Below are 17,517 nucleotides of genomic sequence, written 5' to 3' on the forward strand. Positions count from 1 at the left end.
TAAGACTGCGTGCGCCTCTCGGCATTCCCCGGGTTGCACGCGGAGCCCGACGCCTGTCGCCGTGGTTACCCTTGACTCATGCCGCTCCCGCCGCTGGTCGAGCCGGTCGCCGCCCTCAGCGACGCCGAGCGGACCCGCACGGCCCGGCACACGCGTCTCGTGGGATTCGGCGAGATCGCCCAGCGCCGCCTGGCCGCCGCGCGCATCGCGGTCGTCGGCGCCGGGGGTCTCGGATCCCCCACCGTCCTCGCCCTTGCCGCGGCCGGTATCGGCGAGCTCATCGTCATCGACGACGACGTGGTCGAGCAGTCGAACCTGCAGCGGCAGGTCATGCACCGGCTCAGCGACATCGGCGCCCCGAAGGTCGACAGCGCGGTGCGCGCGGCGGCCGAGCTCTCACCGGAGACCACCGTGCGCGCTGTGCGCGAACGGCTTTCGCCGTGGAACGCGGCCGAGCTGTTCGTGGGGGCCGATCTGGTGATCGACGGCACCGACACGTTCGAGACGCGCGAGGCCGTCGCCGCCGCCGCAGAGCAGCTCGGCATCCCGCTGGTGTGGGGCTCGGTGCAGGGCTTCGACGCCCAGGTCACGGTGTTCTGGAACCGTCCTCCATCGGGAACCGGCGCCGTGGTGCTGTCGGATCTCTACCCGCACGGGAGCGTCGGGGATGTGCCCACCTGCGCCGATGTCGGGGTGCTCGGTGCGCTCTGCCTGCAGGTCGGATCGCTGCTGGCGACCGAGGCGATCAAGCTCATCGCCGGGATCGGCGAGCCGCTGCTCGGGCGGATCCTCGTCATCGACGGCCTGCGGGCGCGACAGCACGAGGTGCGCCTCCGCTCGGTGATGACGGATGCCGTCGCGCCGGCGAGCGGGCACGCGGCCGCCCCCAGCGCAGCAGCCACCCCCGCACCCCCGAGCAGCCCGCCGCTCGTCGGGCCCGAGGCTCTCGTGGGCGCGGTCATCCTCGACGTGCGCGAGCAGCACGAGGTCGATGCAGGAATGATCGCGGGTTCCCTCCACATGCCGCTCGCGGCCGTGCTCGCCGAGCCGCAAGCGCTCACGGGCCTGGGGCGCGTCGTCGTCGTCTGCAAGATCGGCGTACGGGCACGTCGCGCCGCCGAAGCCCTCCGCGCGCTCGGGGTCGAGGCATCCGTCCTCTCGGGAGGCCTGGACGCGTGGCCCGAGACGCTGGCGGACCCCGAGCGGGTCCCGGCGTGAGCCCGGCGCCGCTCCGAGAAGTCGAAGAGCACCTGGCCCTCGTGCTGGCGCGCGTCGAGCCGCTCGAGACCATGGCCGTGCCGGTGGCGGCCGCGCTCGGACGGACGCTCCGCCAGCCGCTTCGCGCCCAGGTCGACATCCCGGTCTTCGACAACTCCGGCATGGACGGCTTCGCCGTGCGCTTCGCCGATGTCGCAGATGCCTCACCCCAGAGCCCCGTGACACTCCGGGTGGTCGCCGATCTCCCCGCCGGTACGGCGCTCGATCCGTCGCTGGCAGCCGGTGAGGCCGCCCGCATCATGACCGGATCGCCCGTCCCCGCCTCCGCAGACGCCATCGTGCCGTTCGAAGACACCGCCGGAGGCCTCGCTGATTCGCTCCGCGACGTCGTCGTCCAGAGGGCTCCCCGCGCACCGGGCGCGCACATCCGCCGTCGCGGCGAGGATGCCCTCGTCGGCGCCGAGCTGCTTCCCGCCGGCTCCCTCCTCGGGCCGCTGCAGCTGGCGGCGGCCGCCGCTGCCGGAATCGCCGAGGTCGTGGTCTCGCGCGCCCCACGCGTCGCGGTGGTCTCGACCGGGTCCGAGCTCGTCCCGGCGGGTTCGCCGCTCGAGCGCGGTCAGATCCCCGAGTCCAACGGACAGCTGCTCGCCGGGCTCGTCGAAGGCGCATCCGCCGAGGTCGTCTTGCGCCTGACCGTTCCCGATGACGGCGACGGACCGCTGCGCGCGGTAGCCGAGGCATCGGCTCTCAGAGCCGACGTCGTCATCTTCACCGGGGGCGTGAGTGCAGGCGCCTACGAGCCGGTCAAGCAGAGCCTCGGCGCGTCGATGGAGTTCACCGCGGTGCGGATGCAGCCGGGCAAGCCGCAGGGATTCGGTGTCGCGGAAGAGGGGATGCTGCTCTTCGGCCTCCCCGGAAACCCGGTGAGCGCCGCCGTCTCGTTCGAGACGTTCGTCCGTCCGGCGCTCCTCGCCCTCCAGGGCAGGACGTCGCTGCACCGGCCGCTCATCCGACTGGCGGCGAAGGTCGGATGGCGCACCCCGCCGGGCCGTCGTCAGTACCTGCCCGCGGTGATCGACTGCACCGAGCCCGGCCGGTGGACCATCGCGCCGGCGACGGCCGGCGGCTCCGGGTCGCACCTCGCCGGCGGGCTCGCACGCGCCGAGGCCTACGCGATCGTCGGAGCCGAGGTCGATGCCGTCGCACCCGGCGATCTGGTCGATGTCATGCTGATTGCATGAGCTTCACGCACCTCGACGATTCCGGACGCGCCCGCATGGTCGATGTCACGGCCAAGGCTCCGACGGTCCGCGCCGCGACCGCGCGTGGGTTCGTCCGATGCTCCCCCGAGGTCGTCGCGAGCCTCCGCGATCACACCGTCCCGAAAGGCGACGTCCTCGCCGTCGCGCGCATCGCCGGCATCCAGGCGGCCAAGCGCACGCCCGACCTGCTGCCCCTCGCACACGTCATCGGCGTCCACGGCGCCGCGGTCGACCTGCTCGTGGTGGATGACGGAGTCGAGATCGAGGCGACCGTCCGCACGGCGGATCGGACAGGCGTCGAGATGGAGGCCCTCACCGCCGTGTCCGTCGCGGCCCTCGCGGTCGTCGACATGGTGAAGGGTCTCGACAAGGCGACGTCGATCGAGAACGTGCGCATCACCGCCAAGGAAGGCGGCCGCTCGGGCTCGTGGACCCGGCCGGGCGAGCAGTGACCGGCAGCAGCAGCGACCTCCACTCCGCCGAACGGCCCCTCTTCGGCGCGATCCTCCTCGCGGGCGGTCGGGGCTCCCGCGTCGGCGGCGCGAGCAAGCCGCTCTTCGAGGTCGGCGGCCAGACCCTCCTCGCGCGGGCCGTCGCCGCCGTCACGCGGGCCGGCGCGCGTCCGATCGTGGTTGCCGCCCCTGCGCTCGACGCGTCGCTCGAGGTGGACTGGGTCGCCGAGGACCCGCCTTTCGGCGGGCCGGTCGCGGGGATCGTCGCCGCGCTGGGCCGCAGAGACCTGTGGGCGCCCGACCCCGAGTGGACGTTCGTGCTCGCGTGCGACCTCCCGCGCGTCGACGCCGCTGTCGCGCGGCTCGCGAGCGACATCCCGCTCCTCCCCGACAGCACTGAAGGCGTGTGCCTCGCCGATGCGTCGAGCCGGCCCCAGTGGCTCACGGGCGCGTACCGCACGGCTGCGCTCCGCCGGGCCGCGGGCGCGGTTCCGGATGCCGGGCGCGACGCCCCGGTCCGCGTGCTCCTCGACGACCTGGCGATCGCCGCGCTCGCAGCGCCGAACGACCTGACCGCGGACGTCGACACGTGGGAGGATCTCGACACAGCCCGTGCCGCTGCGGGCGATGCACCCCTGGAGGACTCATGACCGAGGCATCCCGCACGCTCCCGCCCGAAGCGCTGGACGCGTGGGCGGCAGCGCTCCGCGAGCATTTTCATCTCGGCGCCGACGACGTGCCGATCACGCTGATCCTCGACCTCGCCCGCGACGCGGCGAACGGCGTCGCCCGGCCTGCTGCCCCGCTCAGCGCTTTCGTCGCAGGCCTCGTTGCGGGCCGCGCCGGCGGATCGCGCGCCGACATCGAGGCGGCCGCCTCCGCGATCTCGGCCCTCGCCGCGACCTGGGAGGCCTGATGGCGGTCGTCCGCTACTTCGCGGCCGCCGCCGAGGCGACCGGAGTCGAGGTGGAGCAGCGCCCTGAGGCGACGCTCGGCGACCTGCGCAGAGCGGTCGCCACGGCGCACCCGGGGCTCGGCGGCATCCTGCCCCGCTGCGCCGTGCTCGTCGGCGGCGCGCGGGTCGACGATGAGACGCCGCTCGGCGCGGAGGAGCTCGTCGACGTGCTCCCGCCCTTCGCGGGCGGCTGACCTAGCGCGCCCGAGGGTGCTCCCGCCCTTCGCGGGCGGCTGACCGAGCCCGCCGCGGCAGCTCACCGAGGAGCCGCCGAGGCTCAGCCCCCGATGCCCTTCCAGACGGTCGTGCCGTCGGCCTCGACCTGCCGCTTCCACACCGGCAGATCCGTCTTGATCGTCTCGATGATCGTCCGGCACACGGCGAACGCCTCTGCCCGATGCGATGAGGCGACCGCGATGACGACGGCCGCGTCGCCGACCTCGAGCCGGCCGACCCGGTGGCTCACGGCGACGACGGCGCCTGTCCCGCCGATCGCCTCCTCCGCGATGCGGCGCAGGGTCTGCTCGGCATCGGGATGGGCGGAGTACTCGAGCGCGACGACGGCGGCAGCGGCATCCGGATCATGGTCGCGCACGCGCCCCACGAACGTGGTCTCGGCCCCCATCGTCGCGTCCCAGACCGCATCGAGGTGCGCTGCGACATCGAGCGGGAGATCGCTGATGGCCGCGATCCGCACGCCGCTCACGAGTGATCACCACCGGCGAGCTGGTCGATCACGTGACGTGCGATCGAGAGCACGACCGGGATTCCGGATGCCACGGCCTTCGGCGAGCCCGGAAGATTCACGATGAGCGCGCCCGGACTCACCCCCGGCACGGGACGGACCACGCCCGAGCGGCCGCGCGACAGCATCCCGCCCGGCGTTTCAGATGCCCCACGACGCCGCAGCTCTTCGGCGATGCCCGGCACATCCTGCGTGATCACCCGCGCGGTTCCCTCAGGCGTTTCGTCGCGAGGGCCGACCCCGGTGCCGCCGGTCGTGACGACGAGCCGCGCGCCCGCTGCGAGCGCCGCCCGCAGCGCCCGTTCGACGCTGTCAGCGCCGTCGGCGACGACCATCGCCTCGGCGCACGAGAAGCCCCCGCGCACGAGCTCCGCGACCGCGAGCGGGCCCGCGGTGTCGGCGCGATCACCTGCCGCGGATCGATCGGACACCGTGATGACGGCAGCAGCGTGGCTCATCCGCCCAGCCTACGATCCGGCGCCCACGTCGGTGCTCGCGGCCGCCGCGGTGATGCGGTTCGCCATGCCGGCGAAGATGAAGCCGTGAAACGGCAGGACGGCAAGCCAGTAGAGGCGTCCCGGAAGCCCGTGCGGGAAGAAGACGGCGCGCTGGTCGAACCGCGAGCCGTCGCCGTCCGGGCTGGCACGCAGCTCGAGCCAGGCCAGGCCCGGCACCTTCATCTCGGCGCGGAGGCGGAGCAGGTGCCCGGGCTCGATCGCCTCGACCCGCCAGAAGTCGAGAGCGTCACCCACCTCGAGGCGTGAGCGGCTGCGGCGCCCGCGCGCAAGCCCCACTCCGCCGACGAGCTTGTCCATCCAGCCCCGCAGTGCCCACAGCAGCGGCTGGGAGTACCAGCCGTTGACCCCGCCGATCCCCTCGATGACCCGCCAGAGCCGGTCGGGCGTGGCCTCGGAGTGCACGGTCCGCAGATCGGTGAACACCGTGCGGCCCGCCCATTCGGGGTCGCTGGGCAGCGGGTCGCTCGGCACGCCCAGCACTTCGGAGTCGAGCCAGCTCGTCTCGACCAGGTCGGCCTCCTCGCGGCTCAGCGCGAGAGCGACGGCGCGACGGTACGGGGTCAGCCCGTCGGGCGGCGGTGCGATCAGGTCGTCGATGTCGCGGTTCTTCACGACGCAGTCGTTCTGGAGCGACTCGACGAGCGGCCTCGCGATCGATCGCGGGATCGGCGTCACGAGGTTGACCCAGTGCGACGCGAGCCGCGGAGTCAGCACGGGCAGCGCCGCAATGGCACGCTGCGGCAGCCCCGCCTCGACGGCGTAGCCGTTCATCATCTGCCCGTACCGCAGCACGTCGGGGCCGCCGATGTCCACAGCGCGGTTGACGTCGGCGGGCACGCGGGCAGCACCGAGCAGATAGTGGAGCACATCCCGGACGGCGATCGGCTGGATGCGGTTGCGCACCCACTTCGGCGCCGGCATGTACGGCAGCACGTCCGTCAGGTGACGCACCATCTCGAACGACGCCGAGCCCGACCCGATGACGACGCCGGCCTGCAGCACGAGCGTCGGCACTCCGGAGGCGAGCAGGATCTCGCCGACCTCGACGCGGGACCGCAGATGCGGTGACAGCTCGGCATCACCGGGATGCAGGCCCCCGAGATACACGATCCGCGAGACGGATGCCGCAGCCGACTTCTCGGCCACGTTCCGGGCGGCGCGCCGATCGGCGTCTTCGAAGTCGCGGCCGGCGGCCATCGAGTGGACGAGGTAGTAGAGCACATCGACGTCGCGGACGGCTTCCGTCATGGCTGCCGCATCCGTCACGTCGCCCACCACCGTCTCGACCCGCTCGGCCCAGTCGAAGGTCTTCACGCGGGATGCCTCGCGCGCGAGAACGCGCACGTCATAGCCCGCCTCGAGCAGTCGCGGCACGAGCCGGCCGCCGATATAGCCTGTCGCGCCGAGGACGAGCGCCCGCCGTGGGCGACCGTCCGCTCGCGGCTCGGCGCGCAGGTCTGGTTCATGCCCCGTCGGCGAGGAGATGTCGGTCACGGCTCGACGCTACGTGGCGAGCCACCCCGTGGCCAGGGCTTGCATCCGCCGATCAGCCATGCGAACGGCCGCGGCTGGGGCTACTCGCGCCGCTGCAGCCGCACGACGACCGACTTGGAGGTCGGCGTTCCGCTGACGTCGGCGACCGAGTCCAGGGGCACGAGGACGTTCGTCTCGGGATAGTAGGCGGCGGCGTTGCCTCTCGGCGTGCGATAGGCGACGATGCGGAACCCCTCTGCGCGCCGCTCCTGGACGACTCCGTCGGGCGCCACCCACTCGGAGACGAGATCGACGACGTCGTCCTCCTCGAACCCGAGCGAGCGGATGTCCTTCGCGTTGACCATCACCACTCGCCGGCCACCGCGGATGCCCCGGTACCGATCGTCCTTCCCGTAGATCGTGGTGTTGTACTGGTCGTGCGAGCGCAGGGTCTGCAGCAGCAGGCGCCCTCGCGGGATGCGCGGATACTCCAGCGGATTGACCGTGAACCGCGCCCTCCCGTCCGCGGTCGCGAAGCGACGGGCGTCGCGCGGACCGTTCGGGAGGAACAGGGTGCCGCCCTTGTCGATGCGCTCCTCGTAGTCGTCGAATCCGGGCACGACGTTCTCGATGTGCGCACGGATGAGCGCATAGTCCGCCTCGAGGGCAGCCCAGTCGGCGCGCGGTGCATTGAGCGGGTGCTCGACGATGGCCGCGTCCGGCCCGCTCGCCTCATGGTCCGGAGGCCGCTCGACCTGGGCGCGATCGACCGCCTCGGGATCCCGGATGCCGGTCCCCGTCGGCTCCGGCGGCTCGGCGTCGCCCGAGCCGAACACGAGCGCGCAGAGCCGCGCCACGATCGCGACCTCGCTCAGCAGCTCGTCCGACGGCGGGGCCAGTCGGCCGCGTGACGAGTGGACCGCCCCCATGGAGTCCTCGACGGACACCCGCTGCTCGACGCCGCCGCGCTTGTCACGATCGGTGCGGCCCAGGGTCGGCAGGATGAGCGCCCGCCGTCCGGTCACCACGTGCGACCGGTTCAGCTTCGTCGACACCTGCACCGTGAGCTCGACGTCGCGCATGCCCGCCTCGACCACCGCCGTGTCGGGCGTCGCCGACACGAAGTTGCCGCCCATGCCCATGAAGAACCGCACCCGCCCGTCTCGCATCGCGCGGATGGCCTGCACGGTGTCGTAGCCGTGCTCGCGGGGCGCGGCGAAGGAGAACTCGGTGTCGAGGGCATCGAGGAAGGCCTCGGAGGGCTTCTCGTAGATCCCCACCGTGCGATCGCCCTGCACGTTGGAGTGACCGCGCACCGGGCAGAGCCCGGCGCCCGGCCGCCCGATGTTCCCCTGCAGCAGGAGGGCGTTGACCACGTCCCGCAGCATGGGCACGGAGTGCTTGTGCTGGGTGAGGCCCATCGCCCAGCAGACGATCGTCGCCTTCGAGTTGCGCACGGCTTCGCCGACGCGGCGCAGCGCCTTCTCGGGAAGCCCCGTGGCCGCGACGAACTCGGCCCACGAGGCATCCCTCATCGCCTTCTCGTACTCGGCGAACCCACTGGTGTGCTCCGCGATGAATGCGTGGTCCAGCACACCGCCGGTCGATGCCTCGGCCTCGAGCAGATGCTTGCCGATCGCTTGGAAGAGCGCCTGGTCTCCGCCGAGGCGGATCTGCACGAACTCGTCCGCGAGCTTGGTGCCGCCGAACGCCACACCACGCAGGGTCTGCGGGTTCTCGAAGCGCATCAGCCCCGCCTCGGGCAGCGGGTTCACGGCGATGATCGTGGCGCCGTTGCGCTTGGCCTTCTCCAGTGCGCTCAGCATCCGCGGGTGGTTCGTCCCCGGGTTCTGCCCCGCGACGATCAGCAGGTCGGCCTCGTGCACGTCCTCGATCGAGACGGTCCCCTTGCCGATGCCGATCGTCTCGGTGAGGGCCGAGCCGGACGACTCGTGGCACATGTTCGAGCAGTCCGGAAGGTTGTTCGTGCCGATCCCGCGCACGAGCAGCTGGTAGAGGAACGCCGCTTCGTTGGAGGTCCGCCCCGACGTGTAGAAGACCGCCTCATCGGGGTCGTCGAGCCCGCGCAGGGCCGAAGCGACTTTGCGGAGCGCATCGTCCCACGAGATGGGGCGGTAATGGGTGGCGCCCTCCTCGAGGATCACCGGCTGGGTCAGCCGCCCCTGCTGCCCGAGCCACCAGTCATCGTGCGCGCGCAGTTCGTCGAGGGAGTGCTGGGCGAAGAACTCCGGCGTGACCCGGCGCAGCGTCGCCTCCTCGGCGACCGCCTTCGCGCCGTTCTCGCAGAACTCTGCGACGTGACGCTTGTCCTCCTCCGGCCACGCGCACCCCGGGCAGTCGAAGCCGTCCTTCTGGTTGACGCGCAGCAGCGTCTCGACGCTGCGGGCGAGGCCCATCTGGTCGTTCGCGATCTGCAAGGCGTGCAGCACGGCGGGCACCCCGACGGCGACCTTCTTCGTCTTCGAGTGCCGGACCTTCGACTCGTCGATGTCGGCGGTGGGGGCGCGCTTCGCCATGGTGCGTACCGGTGCTTCCTCGCGTGGCCTCGCGGTCCGGACGACGGATGCCCGGGCCTGCCTCCATGCTAGGTCGGCGCTGCCCGGTCGGCGCGGCGCGGCTCGGCTCGCTCGTCCCTCTCAACTCGCCGCGACAGGTCAACCACGCGTCCACAGGACGTTTCCGCCGAAAGGACCCTGTAGATCCGTGGTTGACCTGTCGATCCGGCGAGCCAGAGGGCCGGGACCCGCTCGGAGCGACGCGAGGGCGGGGACTCACCCCCGCGTCAGCGCCGGCCTGTGCCGAACACCCCCCGGATCACGCTCGAGAGGATGGTCTGCGTCGACCTCGAGTTCAGGATCGACTCCAGCGGCGACTTCTCCGTTCTGCGCGTGGTCCGTGACGACCCCGACGTCTTCTTCAGGAGCCGGTCGTACTCGGCCTGCGCCTTCTTGTCGGCAGCGGCCTGCGCCTTCTCCATGGCGGCCTGCTGCTTGGCGTACTCGGCATCCGCCTTCGCCTTGGCGAGAGCGGCATCCTCCGCGGCTGCGGCCTCTGCTGCGGCGTTCATCTTCGCCGTGAGGATCTCGCGCGCCGACTCAGGATCGATGGCGGTCCCGTACTTCACCAGCAGAGGGGATGCTGCGACCGCGGCGTCGATCTGAGCATCCGGAGTCGGCGACATCAGCCCCTGCGGCGCGCGCAGTCGCGTCCAGGCGACGGGCGTCGGGGCGCCCTTCTCACTCATGACCGTGACGATCGCCTCTCCGGTGCCGAGCTCCTGCAGCGTGCGCTCGAGGTCGTAGCCGGAGGTGGGATAGGTGCCGACCGTCGCGCGGAGCGCCTTGGCGTCGTCGGGCGTGAACGCCCGCAGAGCGTGCTGCACGCGAGAGCCGAGCTGGCCGAGCACGTCGCTCGGCACGTCCTTCGGCGTCTGGGTGACGAAGAAGACACCGACGCCCTTGGACCGGATGAGCCGGACGGTCTGCACGATCGCCGCCGTGAAGTCCTTCGACGCGTCCCGGAAGAGCAGGTGCGCCTCGTCGAAGAAGAAGACCAGCTTCGGCTTGTCGAGGTCGCCCACCTCCGGCAGGATCTCGAAGAGCTCGGCCAGCAGGTACATGAGGAAGGTCGAGAAGAGGGCGGGCTTGTCGGCCACGCCGGGCACCTCCAGCAGCGAGATGATTCCGCGTCCATCGGCGGCCACGCGCAGGAACTCCGCGACCTCGAACTCGGGCTCGCCGAAGAACACGTCGGCGCCCTGGTCGGCGAAGGTGATGAGCTCGCGGAGGATCACCCCCGCCGTGGCAGCCGACAGGCCGCCGAGGCTCTTGAGCTCGCCCTTGCCCTCCTCGCTCGTGAGATAGGAGAGCACGGCCCTGAGGTCGGACAGGTCGACGAGGGCGAGCCCGTGCTCGTCGGCGAAATGGAACACGAGCCCGAGACTCGACTCCTGGGTCTCATTGAGCCCGAGCACCTTGCTCAGCAGCAGCGGGCCGAAGCCGCTCACCGTCGCCCGTACGGGCACGCCCCTGCCGATTCCGCCCAGCGCGAAGTACTCGGTGGCCGACGCCTCGGGGCGCCACTCCTGACCGATCGCCCGCGTGCGCGCGAGCAGCTTCTCGTTCGGCTGCCCCGGTGTCGCGACTCCCGAGAGATCACCCTTGATGTCGGCCGCGAACACGGGCACGCCCTTGGCGGCGAGCTGCTCGGCGAGTCCCTGCAGCGTGCGCGTCTTGCCGGTGCCGGTCGCGCCCGCGACGAGACCGTGGCGGTTCATCATGCCGAGCGGAATGCGGATCTGCGCCGACGGGACCGGATCGCCGTTCACGAGGGCTCCGAGATCGAGCGTGGGGCCGTCGAAGGTGTACCCGGAGATGATCTTGTCGATCTGTGTGGGGGTCAGGGGGGTGGATTCTGATGCGGATGCGGGGTCGGGTCCTGGTTCAGGGATCGGTCGTGATTTGGATTCTGATGTGGATTCCGATTCGGGATTGGGATTGGGATTGGGATTGGGATTGGGTGCGGCCTCAAGATCGGGTTTTGGTTCCCGGGCTTCGGCAGCCGACACGGGCGCTCCCGCGGGCCCCGAAGTCGCCCGGCTCGATGCCGGGGGGATGACCTCCTCGGCACTCGGGGTCTCGTCCCCGCTCGAGGTCGTCGCAGGCCCGCCGCTGACGTTGGATGGGCCTGGCGAGGCGGCAGTCAGGGCGGCGCGGGCCCTGGCGGCGGCCGCCTCGGCGGCGGCGAGGGCGGCGCGTGCCTGGGCCGCTCGCAGCTCTGCTTCGGCAGCTTCGGCTTCGGCGCGCAGGCGCGCGAGGTCGGCTTCTGCGGCGGTCGCGGCCGGATCGGGGTCGGTCATGCGCACAGCCTAGCCACGGGCTCGGCCACGGCTGTCGGTACGCAGGCGTGCGCCGAGCGCCGGCCGTCGGTGCGGCATCGGTGAGGGCCGTCGGTGCCTGGCGTCGGTGCCCGGAGTCGGTGGGCAGCGGCATCCGGGCACGACTCGGTCGCCGCCGGCATGCCCGCCACCGACTCAGCGCGGGGTCAGCGCCGCCGCTTCGGCCTCGGCTCGCGGGCGAGCGCCACGGCGAAGGCGGCGGCGAGGACCAGCGAAACGCCGGCACCCAGGGCGGCACCGCCGATCGTGTCGGTCAGCCAGTGGGCGTGCAGATACGTCCGGCTGAACGCCATGAGCATGACGTACGCCGCTCCCACGATCCAGACCCAGAGTCGGGGGAACAGGACCGCGAGCACCGCGACCGTGGTGGCCGCGGCCGCGACGTGGCCGGACGGATACGAGCCCACGTCGGTCGTGACCAGGATGTCGTCGGGTCGCGCCCGACCGACGGTCTGCTTCACGAGCTGCACCGCCGCGGAGGACAGGATCGAGGAGGCGACGAGGTACGCGGCGCCCCAGGGCCGCCGCACGATGACAAGGATGACGGCGATGACGGCCGGTATCACGAACACGCCGATCAGTCCCCCGCCGATGAAGTTCATCACCTGTGAGATCGCCAGCGCGACCGGTGACGCCCACGCGGCGAGCAGACTGTTCCACCAGACGTCGGTGATGAACGGCGGCTGACCGTGGAAGTAGATCCACACCCCCAGCGCCGCCGAGACGGCCAGCAGCACAATGCCGACGACCAGCAGCACCGCCCGCCGCAGGGGCGCGGCTTCCTTCGTGTCCACATCTGCGGCCGGCTGATCCATCCGCCCATTCTCACCCGCCCTGTGCGATCCGTCGCATCGCCACGCGCCCCGCGATGACCGGTCCGGCGAGGATGGGGGCATGGCGACAGCGATCGACATCATGCGCGGTGTCCTCTCACCGATCACGCGGCTGACGTTCTTCCGGCGTTTCGTGGGGCCGCACGTGCTGCCCCCGCTCGAGCGGTTCCTGACGCGCGTCACGCGCGGGCGGCTCCAGCTCACCGACCTCATCGTCCCGTCCCTCACGCTCCACACGGTGGGGGCGAAGTCCGGCGAGCCCCGGGACGCGCCCCTGATGTACACACCCGATGGACGCGGGCGCGCGATCGTCGCCGGCACCAACTGGGCGGGTGCCCGGCACCCCGCCTGGACAGCCAATCTGCTCGCCCACCCGGATGCCGAGATCACCGTCCGTGGGCGGCGCCTGGCCGTGCGCGCGACGCTCATCGCCGATCATGAGCGCGAGGCGACGTGGGCGATCCTCGACGCGCAGTGGCCCGGCTTCCGGGAGTACGAGCGCCTGTCGGGCCGGACCGCGCGCCTGTTCGTGCTGCAGCCCGTCCGCCGCTGAACCGACGGGGATCGAGGCGCCCCTGCAGCGTGGGGGCTACGGCGCCAGCTGGGCGACGGTCTTCGGTCGGACGACCAGCCAGAGCGAGAGCACCGCGATGATCGCGCACGCGACCATGACGGCGGCCATCGTGGTCGGGGTGATGCCCGAGCCGCGGGCGAGCCAGCCGACGATCGGCGAGATGATCCCCGCGACGCCGAAGTTCGTCGCACCGACGATCGACTGCGCGGTACCCGCCGCCTTGCCGTGCCGGTCGAGCGCCAGCACCTGCACGCAGGGGAAGGTGAAGCCGCACGCCGTCATGAAGAAGAACAGCGGGATGACGGTGCCCCAGAGGCCGAAGCCCAGCTGGTCGAAGACGATGATCATCGATCCGGCCACCACGAGCACGGCCGTCGACCATGCCATGACCCACTGCGGTCCGAAGCGGGCGGCGAGGCGTGAGGCGGCCTGCACGCCGAGCACGACGCCGAGCGAGTTGACCGCGAACAGGATGCCGTACTGCTGCGCATCGAAGCCGTAGCCGAGCTGGAAGAGGAACGACGACGACGAGAGGTACGAGAAGAGTCCGCTGAAGGTCATGCCGCCGATGATGAGCACCCCGATGAAGACCCGGTCGCTGAAGACGCTGCGATAGCGCTGCCAGATCGTGGTCGCCCCCTTGCCACCCCGGCGGGCGGCCGGAAGGGTCTCGCGCAGGAAGATCGCCGCCGAGAGGAGCATGACGGCGCCATAGATCGCCAGCACGACGAAGATGCCGCGCCAGGGCATGACGAGCAGCAGCGCTGAGCCGACGAGGGGCGCGAGCACCGGCGCGACTCCCGAGACCGCGGCGAGACGCGACAGCATGACGACGAGCCGCCGCCCGCCGAACAGGTCGCGCACGATCGCGGCCGCGACGACGCCGCCCGCGGCAGCTCCCGCACCCATGAACACGCGAGCGATGGACAAGGTGCCGAGGGTCGGCGCGAGGGCCGCGCACGTGCTGGCGACGACGTGGAGCGCGGTCACCGACAGGAGCGGGATGCGGCGGCCGACCTTGTCGGAGAGCGGCCCGACGATGAGCTGGCCGAGCGCGAAGCCCAGCATCGTGCCGGTGAGAGTGAGCTGGATCGCCGCCGCGGTGGTGTTGAAGTCCGCCTCGAGGACGGGGAACGCCGGCAGGTAGAGGTCGATCGTGAACGGACCGAGAGCCGTCAGGGCTCCGAGCAGGACGATGTAGAGGGTGCGGCGCCGCTTCGGGATCGAATCCCCCGGGTGCAGCATGATCGGCGCGGTCGCCGGGTTGGGACCCAGGGTGCGGATGGCTCCGGTCGGCGACCCGGGCAGGCGGATGCTGCCCGTGGCGGTGTGGTTCGGCCCTTCGGGGTGGGTCGGAACGGGTGCGGTCTCGAGCAAGGCGACTTCACTTCGGTGACGATGGCGAGCAAGGGGGGAATGCGTGGCACCGGGAGAGCGGCTCAGGCGCAGAGGGGCGGAACGGCGACGAGGCGGCGGCGGATCGCGAACCGGCCGGATCGACCTCCGGCGAAGGCATCGAATCGATTCGGAGCTACCAGGATACCGGACGCCTTCCCGCCGGGACAACACGGCCGGGACGACCCGGACCGGGAGGTGGGCTGTCGGCACGTTCCCAGTCGCGTTCCCATGCACTCGCATAAGCTGGTCGCGTTTCCCGCAGCCCGTGCCGCACCCGAGTGGGCGCCCTAGCCGAGATCGATCAATGACCCCGACATCACAGCGCCCCGACGATGCCCGCACGAGCGGCAACCCCGCGACCCAGGCCAAGATCAACCAGACCGTCAAGCAGCAGCGTGAGCAGAAGCGCCAGGAGAAGCTGGCCGAGTACCAGCGCCAGCTCGCCAAGCGCCAGCGCAGCAAGATCGTGTGGTGGACGGCCGGCTCCTTCGCCGCGGTGCTCGTGATCGCCGCTATCGTCGCCTCGATCGTCTTCGCCCCTGCCCCGCCGCCGTCCTACGAAGCCGGCGGCACGGGCGCGAAGATCGAGGGCGTTCAGACCTTCGAGAACGAGACGTCGCACGTCGAGGGCACCGTCGACTACCCGCAGACGCCCCCCGCGGGTGGACCGCACAACCAGGTCTGGCTGAACTGCGGGATCTACGACCAGCCGGTGCCGAACGAGAACGCCGTCCACTCCATGGAGCACGGCGCCGTGTGGGTGACCTACGATGCGAACGCGCTCTCGGCCGACGAGCTCTCCACCCTGAAGGCGCAGCTGCCCTCGACGTACGTCGTCCTCTCTCCCTATGAGGGCCTGGACTCCCCCGTCGTGCTGTCGAACTGGAACCACCAGCTCGCGCTGGATTCGGTCGACGACGAGCGCATCGGGGAGTTCTTCGACGAGTACTGGCGCAGCCAGGACGTCCCTGAGCCCAGTGCGCTGTGCTCGGGTGGTCTCGACGCGCCGGGCAAGGTGTCCTGACCGCGATGACCGGCACACCGCCCGCGGCGGCAGCGGAGGCTGCGGCATCCGTTCCGTCTCGTCCGCGCTGGTGGGTGTACGTCCTCGTGGCGGTCGGGATCGCCGCTCTCGCGTTCGCGATCGGCCGGTTCTCGACCTTCGGCTCGGGCGGCTCGGTCGCGGCCGGCCCGAATGCCGCCGATATCGGCTTCGCGCGCGACATGCAGGTCCATCACACGCAGGCGGTCGAGATGGCGATGGAGGTCTATCGCAAGACCGAGGATGACGACGTGCGGCGCATGTCGTACGACATCGCGACGAGCCAGGCGGGGCAGCGGGGCGAGATGTACGACTGGATCGTGCAGTGGGGTCTTCCACAGGCAGGCGATCCGCTCATGTCATGGATGACGGATGCCGGTGGCCACGGCGGCCACGGCGCGGGCGATGCGGAATCGACCGACGAAGAGCTCCGAGCCGCGATGGGCATGGCCTCTGCCGACGAGCTGTCCGCCCTCGCCGCGGCGACCGGCACGGAGGCCGACTGCCTCTTCCTCGAGCTGATGATCCGCCACCACGAGGGCGCGATCCCGATGGCCGACGCCGTGATCGAGCTCGGCTCGGTCCCGCGGGTGCTCGCCGTCGCCGAATCCATCAAGGCCGGGCAGACCGCCGAGATCGAGGCGATGGCCTCCGTGCAGGCGCGGCTCGGCTGCGCAGGCTGACGTCACGCGAAAAGCGCAGGCTGAACCCCGCCGGCCTCACTCGTACTCGTCGACGTACACATCCTCCTGCTCAGCGGGGAACCCGACAGGTCGGAGTCTGCGTGTGAGCAGACGCAGCTCGTCCACCACCACGGCATCGATGAGCTCGTCGTCAGCCGTCTCGAAGTCCGTCGCCACGATCTGACTTGAAGGGCCGATGAGAAAGGTCGCGTGCACGAGCTTGCCACCCTTGCTGACGATGGGGATCTCCACCGTTGCAGCCTCACCGACCTCGGCGAGCGACTCGCTGTACTCGAGCAGCGCCAGGGCGATCTCGTCTCCCGTCAGGTACTCACCACCCGCGTACATCAGAACCTTCACGGACCTTTTCTAACCCCGCCTGAACAGGATCACCTCCGGGGTTGCGATTCATCGATTCACCCGCTAGTGATAGCCGCACGCGCGCACTCTGGCAAGGGGGTTCGCCTCGCGAATGGGCGCGCCGACTATTGCGGCATGAGCAGAGAAGCGGACGTGCACGGCAAGACCATCGTCATCACCGGTGCATCCAGCGGGTTCGGTCGAGGTGCCGCGATGCGCCTGGCCGAGCTCGGAGCGAACGTCGTCGTCGCCGCGCGCAGGAGTCAGGTCCTGGCCGAAATCGTGTCCGACATCACGGCGGCGGGTGGATCGGCACTCGCCGTGCCCGTGGACGTGAGCGATCGCGAAGCCGTCGAGCAGCTCGCGACGCAGGCCATCGCGCACTACGGCGGCATCGACGTGTGGGTCAACAACGTCGGCGTGGGCGCGATCGGCTTCTTCTGGGACATCCCCGCCGCCGACCATGCGCGGATCATCGAGGTCAACCTCACGGGACTCGTCTACGGCGCGCATGCCGCCCTCCGGTGCTTCCTCGAGCAGGGGGAAGGGGTGCTCGTGAACACGGGCTCCGTCGACAGTCAGGTGCCCATGGCCTACCAGTCGACCTACGCGGCGACCAAGGCCGCGGTGCTGAGCCTCGGTCGCTCGCTCAACGAGGAGCTGCGCCTCGCGGGCCTGGACGAGTCCATCAAGGTGGGCACCATCATGCCGTGGGCAGTCGACACCCCGTGGTGGATCCACACCGCCAACTACAGCGGCCATGCGGCGCGGATGGCGGCCCTGGACGACCCCGAGGTCGTCGTGGACGCGATCGTCGAGGCGTGCGTCCGCCCCAAGGAGGAGCAGCCCGTCGGCGCGAAGGCTCGGGGCGCGACGCTCTCGCACCGTCTCTTCCCCGACCTCACCGAGCGGGCGTCGGCGAAGCTGATCGACTCCGAGACCGAGAAGGGCACGCCTGTGTCGGACACGACCGGCGCGATCTACGAGCCGATGGTGGCAGGCACCACGGTGAGCGGGGGGATGCGGGAGCGCATGGAGCGGGAGGACGCCGCACGTCACGATGACCGCTGAGCCGACCACGGGATC

At 71.1% G+C, this 17,517-nt stretch carries 18 protein-coding genes; 10 read left to right on the forward strand and 8 right to left on the reverse strand.

Going from position 1 to position 17,517, the window contains the following annotated elements; genetic code table 11:
* Nucleotides 1-78: 78 nt before the first annotated feature.
* From AC1DP3_RS06105 to AC1DP3_RS06130, 6 genes are read left to right on the forward strand one after another with little or no spacing between them, the layout of a single operon-like run.
* Nucleotides 79-1,218: a ThiF family adenylyltransferase gene (locus AC1DP3_RS06105; protein ID WP_477292247.1), complete on the forward strand. Its 1,140-nt coding sequence runs from the start codon at nucleotides 79-81 to the stop codon at nucleotides 1,216-1,218.
* Nucleotides 1,215-2,459, forward strand: coding sequence for a molybdopterin molybdotransferase MoeA (locus AC1DP3_RS06110; RefSeq protein ID WP_477292248.1), 1,245 nt, complete (start codon nucleotides 1,215-1,217; stop codon nucleotides 2,457-2,459). The genes AC1DP3_RS06105 and AC1DP3_RS06110 overlap by 4 nt, the downstream gene beginning before the upstream one ends.
* On the forward strand, nucleotides 2,456-2,932 hold the full coding sequence (gene moaC, locus AC1DP3_RS06115) for a cyclic pyranopterin monophosphate synthase MoaC (protein ID WP_477292249.1): 477 nt from the start codon (nucleotides 2,456-2,458) through the stop codon (nucleotides 2,930-2,932). The genes AC1DP3_RS06110 and moaC overlap by 4 nt, the downstream gene beginning before the upstream one ends.
* Nucleotides 2,929-3,582, forward strand: a complete 654-nt coding sequence (gene mobA, locus AC1DP3_RS06120; RefSeq protein ID WP_477292250.1) for a molybdenum cofactor guanylyltransferase — start codon at nucleotides 2,929-2,931, stop codon at nucleotides 3,580-3,582. Before moaC ends, mobA begins: the two co-directional genes overlap by 4 nt.
* Complete coding sequence (locus tag AC1DP3_RS06125; RefSeq protein WP_477292251.1) at nucleotides 3,579-3,848, forward strand: DUF6457 domain-containing protein; 270 nt, start codon at nucleotides 3,579-3,581, stop codon at nucleotides 3,846-3,848. Before mobA ends, AC1DP3_RS06125 begins: the two co-directional genes overlap by 4 nt.
* A complete protein-coding gene (locus AC1DP3_RS06130) occupies nucleotides 3,848-4,081 on the forward strand; it encodes a MoaD/ThiS family protein (protein WP_477292252.1) in 234 nt (77 codons plus the stop codon). The genes AC1DP3_RS06125 and AC1DP3_RS06130 overlap by 1 nt, the downstream gene beginning before the upstream one ends.
* Before the next feature lie 83 nt (nucleotides 4,082-4,164).
* Here AC1DP3_RS06130 and AC1DP3_RS06135 read toward each other — a convergent pair whose 3' ends face one another.
* The 6 genes from AC1DP3_RS06135 to AC1DP3_RS06160 form a co-directional block, all read right to left on the reverse strand.
* On the reverse strand, nucleotides 4,165-4,593 hold the full coding sequence (locus AC1DP3_RS06135) for a molybdenum cofactor biosynthesis protein MoaE (protein ID WP_477292253.1): 429 nt from the start codon (nucleotides 4,591-4,593) through the stop codon (nucleotides 4,165-4,167).
* Nucleotides 4,590-5,090 (reverse strand): MogA/MoaB family molybdenum cofactor biosynthesis protein, encoded by a 501-nt coding sequence (locus AC1DP3_RS06140; protein ID WP_477292254.1) that lies wholly within the window; start codon nucleotides 5,088-5,090, stop codon nucleotides 4,590-4,592. Before AC1DP3_RS06140 ends, AC1DP3_RS06135 begins: the two co-directional genes overlap by 4 nt.
* 9 nt (nucleotides 5,091-5,099) lie before the next feature.
* A complete protein-coding gene (locus tag AC1DP3_RS06145) occupies nucleotides 5,100-6,644 on the reverse strand; it encodes an SDR family oxidoreductase (protein WP_477292255.1) in 1,545 nt (514 codons plus the stop codon).
* Between the two features lie 80 nt (nucleotides 6,645-6,724).
* Complete coding sequence (locus tag AC1DP3_RS06150; RefSeq protein ID WP_477292256.1) at nucleotides 6,725-9,160, reverse strand: FdhF/YdeP family oxidoreductase; 2,436 nt, start codon at nucleotides 9,158-9,160, stop codon at nucleotides 6,725-6,727.
* 266 nt (nucleotides 9,161-9,426) lie between these two features.
* Complete coding sequence (locus AC1DP3_RS06155; protein WP_477292257.1) at nucleotides 9,427-11,502, reverse strand: helicase HerA-like domain-containing protein; 2,076 nt, start codon at nucleotides 11,500-11,502, stop codon at nucleotides 9,427-9,429.
* Nucleotides 11,503-11,687: 185 nt separating this feature from the next.
* Complete coding sequence (locus tag AC1DP3_RS06160) at nucleotides 11,688-12,356, reverse strand: phosphatase PAP2 family protein (RefSeq protein ID WP_477292258.1); 669 nt, start codon at nucleotides 12,354-12,356, stop codon at nucleotides 11,688-11,690.
* A gap of 79 nt (nucleotides 12,357-12,435) precedes the next feature.
* Here AC1DP3_RS06160 and AC1DP3_RS06165 point away from each other — a divergent pair, with 79 nt between their 5' ends.
* Nucleotides 12,436-12,927 (forward strand): nitroreductase family deazaflavin-dependent oxidoreductase, encoded by a 492-nt coding sequence (locus AC1DP3_RS06165; RefSeq protein WP_477292259.1) that lies wholly within the window; start codon nucleotides 12,436-12,438, stop codon nucleotides 12,925-12,927.
* Nucleotides 12,928-12,963: 36 nt separating this feature from the next.
* Here AC1DP3_RS06165 and AC1DP3_RS06170 read toward each other — a convergent pair whose 3' ends face one another.
* Nucleotides 12,964-14,325 carry a multidrug effflux MFS transporter gene (locus tag AC1DP3_RS06170; RefSeq protein WP_477292260.1) on the reverse strand — a complete coding sequence of 454 codons (1,362 nt, stop codon included), beginning with the start codon at nucleotides 14,323-14,325 and terminating at the stop codon, nucleotides 12,964-12,966.
* Nucleotides 14,326-14,650: 325 nt separating this feature from the next.
* On the opposite strand from AC1DP3_RS06170, the gene AC1DP3_RS06175 reads away from it, so the two are divergent.
* Both AC1DP3_RS06175 and AC1DP3_RS06180 read left to right on the forward strand, forming a co-directional pair.
* Nucleotides 14,651-15,370, forward strand: a complete 720-nt coding sequence (locus tag AC1DP3_RS06175) for a DUF3105 domain-containing protein (protein WP_477292261.1) — start codon at nucleotides 14,651-14,653, stop codon at nucleotides 15,368-15,370.
* A gap of 5 nt (nucleotides 15,371-15,375) precedes the next feature.
* Nucleotides 15,376-16,071 carry a DUF305 domain-containing protein gene (locus AC1DP3_RS06180; RefSeq protein ID WP_477292262.1) on the forward strand — a complete coding sequence of 232 codons (696 nt, stop codon included), beginning with the start codon at nucleotides 15,376-15,378 and terminating at the stop codon, nucleotides 16,069-16,071.
* Between the two features lie 36 nt (nucleotides 16,072-16,107).
* Here the strand turns inward: AC1DP3_RS06180 and AC1DP3_RS06185 are convergent, their stop codons facing one another.
* Nucleotides 16,108-16,431 (reverse strand): hypothetical protein, encoded by a 324-nt coding sequence (locus AC1DP3_RS06185; RefSeq protein ID WP_477292263.1) that lies wholly within the window; start codon nucleotides 16,429-16,431, stop codon nucleotides 16,108-16,110.
* 135 nt (nucleotides 16,432-16,566) lie between these two features.
* Here AC1DP3_RS06185 and AC1DP3_RS06190 point away from each other — a divergent pair, with 135 nt between their 5' ends.
* On the forward strand, nucleotides 16,567-17,502 hold the full coding sequence (locus tag AC1DP3_RS06190; protein ID WP_477292264.1) for an SDR family NAD(P)-dependent oxidoreductase: 936 nt from the start codon (nucleotides 16,567-16,569) through the stop codon (nucleotides 17,500-17,502).
* Nucleotides 17,503-17,517: the final 15 nt, after the last annotated feature.

This window comes from Microbacterium sp. P5_B6, from assembly GCF_056400345.1.

Excerpts from the sequence above, each read along its gene's own strand:
- AC1DP3_RS06140 (WP_477292254.1), bottom strand. The coding sequence starts at position 5,090 with ATGAGCCACGCTGCTGCCGTCATCACGGTGTCCGATCGATCCGCGGCA.
- moaC (WP_477292249.1), top strand. The coding sequence starts at position 2,456 with ATGAGCTTCACGCACCTCGACGATTCCGGACGCGCCCGCATGGTCGAT.
- AC1DP3_RS06155 (WP_477292257.1), bottom strand. The coding sequence starts at position 11,502 with ATGACCGACCCCGATCCGGCCGCGACCGCCGCAGAAGCCGACCTCGCG.
- AC1DP3_RS06190 (WP_477292264.1), top strand. The coding sequence starts at position 16,567 with ATGAGCAGAGAAGCGGACGTGCACGGCAAGACCATCGTCATCACCGGT.
- AC1DP3_RS06175 (WP_477292261.1), top strand. The coding sequence starts at position 14,651 with ATGACCCCGACATCACAGCGCCCCGACGATGCCCGCACGAGCGGCAAC.
- AC1DP3_RS06160 (WP_477292258.1), bottom strand. The coding sequence starts at position 12,356 with ATGGATCAGCCGGCCGCAGATGTGGACACGAAGGAAGCCGCGCCCCTG.
- AC1DP3_RS06105 (WP_477292247.1), top strand. The coding sequence starts at position 79 with ATGCCGCTCCCGCCGCTGGTCGAGCCGGTCGCCGCCCTCAGCGACGCC.
- AC1DP3_RS06130 (WP_477292252.1), top strand. The coding sequence starts at position 3,848 with ATGGCGGTCGTCCGCTACTTCGCGGCCGCCGCCGAGGCGACCGGAGTC.
- AC1DP3_RS06150 (WP_477292256.1), bottom strand. The coding sequence starts at position 9,160 with ATGGCGAAGCGCGCCCCCACCGCCGACATCGACGAGTCGAAGGTCCGG.
- AC1DP3_RS06180 (WP_477292262.1), top strand. The coding sequence starts at position 15,376 with ATGACCGGCACACCGCCCGCGGCGGCAGCGGAGGCTGCGGCATCCGTT.
- AC1DP3_RS06125 (WP_477292251.1), top strand. The coding sequence starts at position 3,579 with ATGACCGAGGCATCCCGCACGCTCCCGCCCGAAGCGCTGGACGCGTGG.
- AC1DP3_RS06165 (WP_477292259.1), top strand. The coding sequence starts at position 12,436 with ATGGCGACAGCGATCGACATCATGCGCGGTGTCCTCTCACCGATCACG.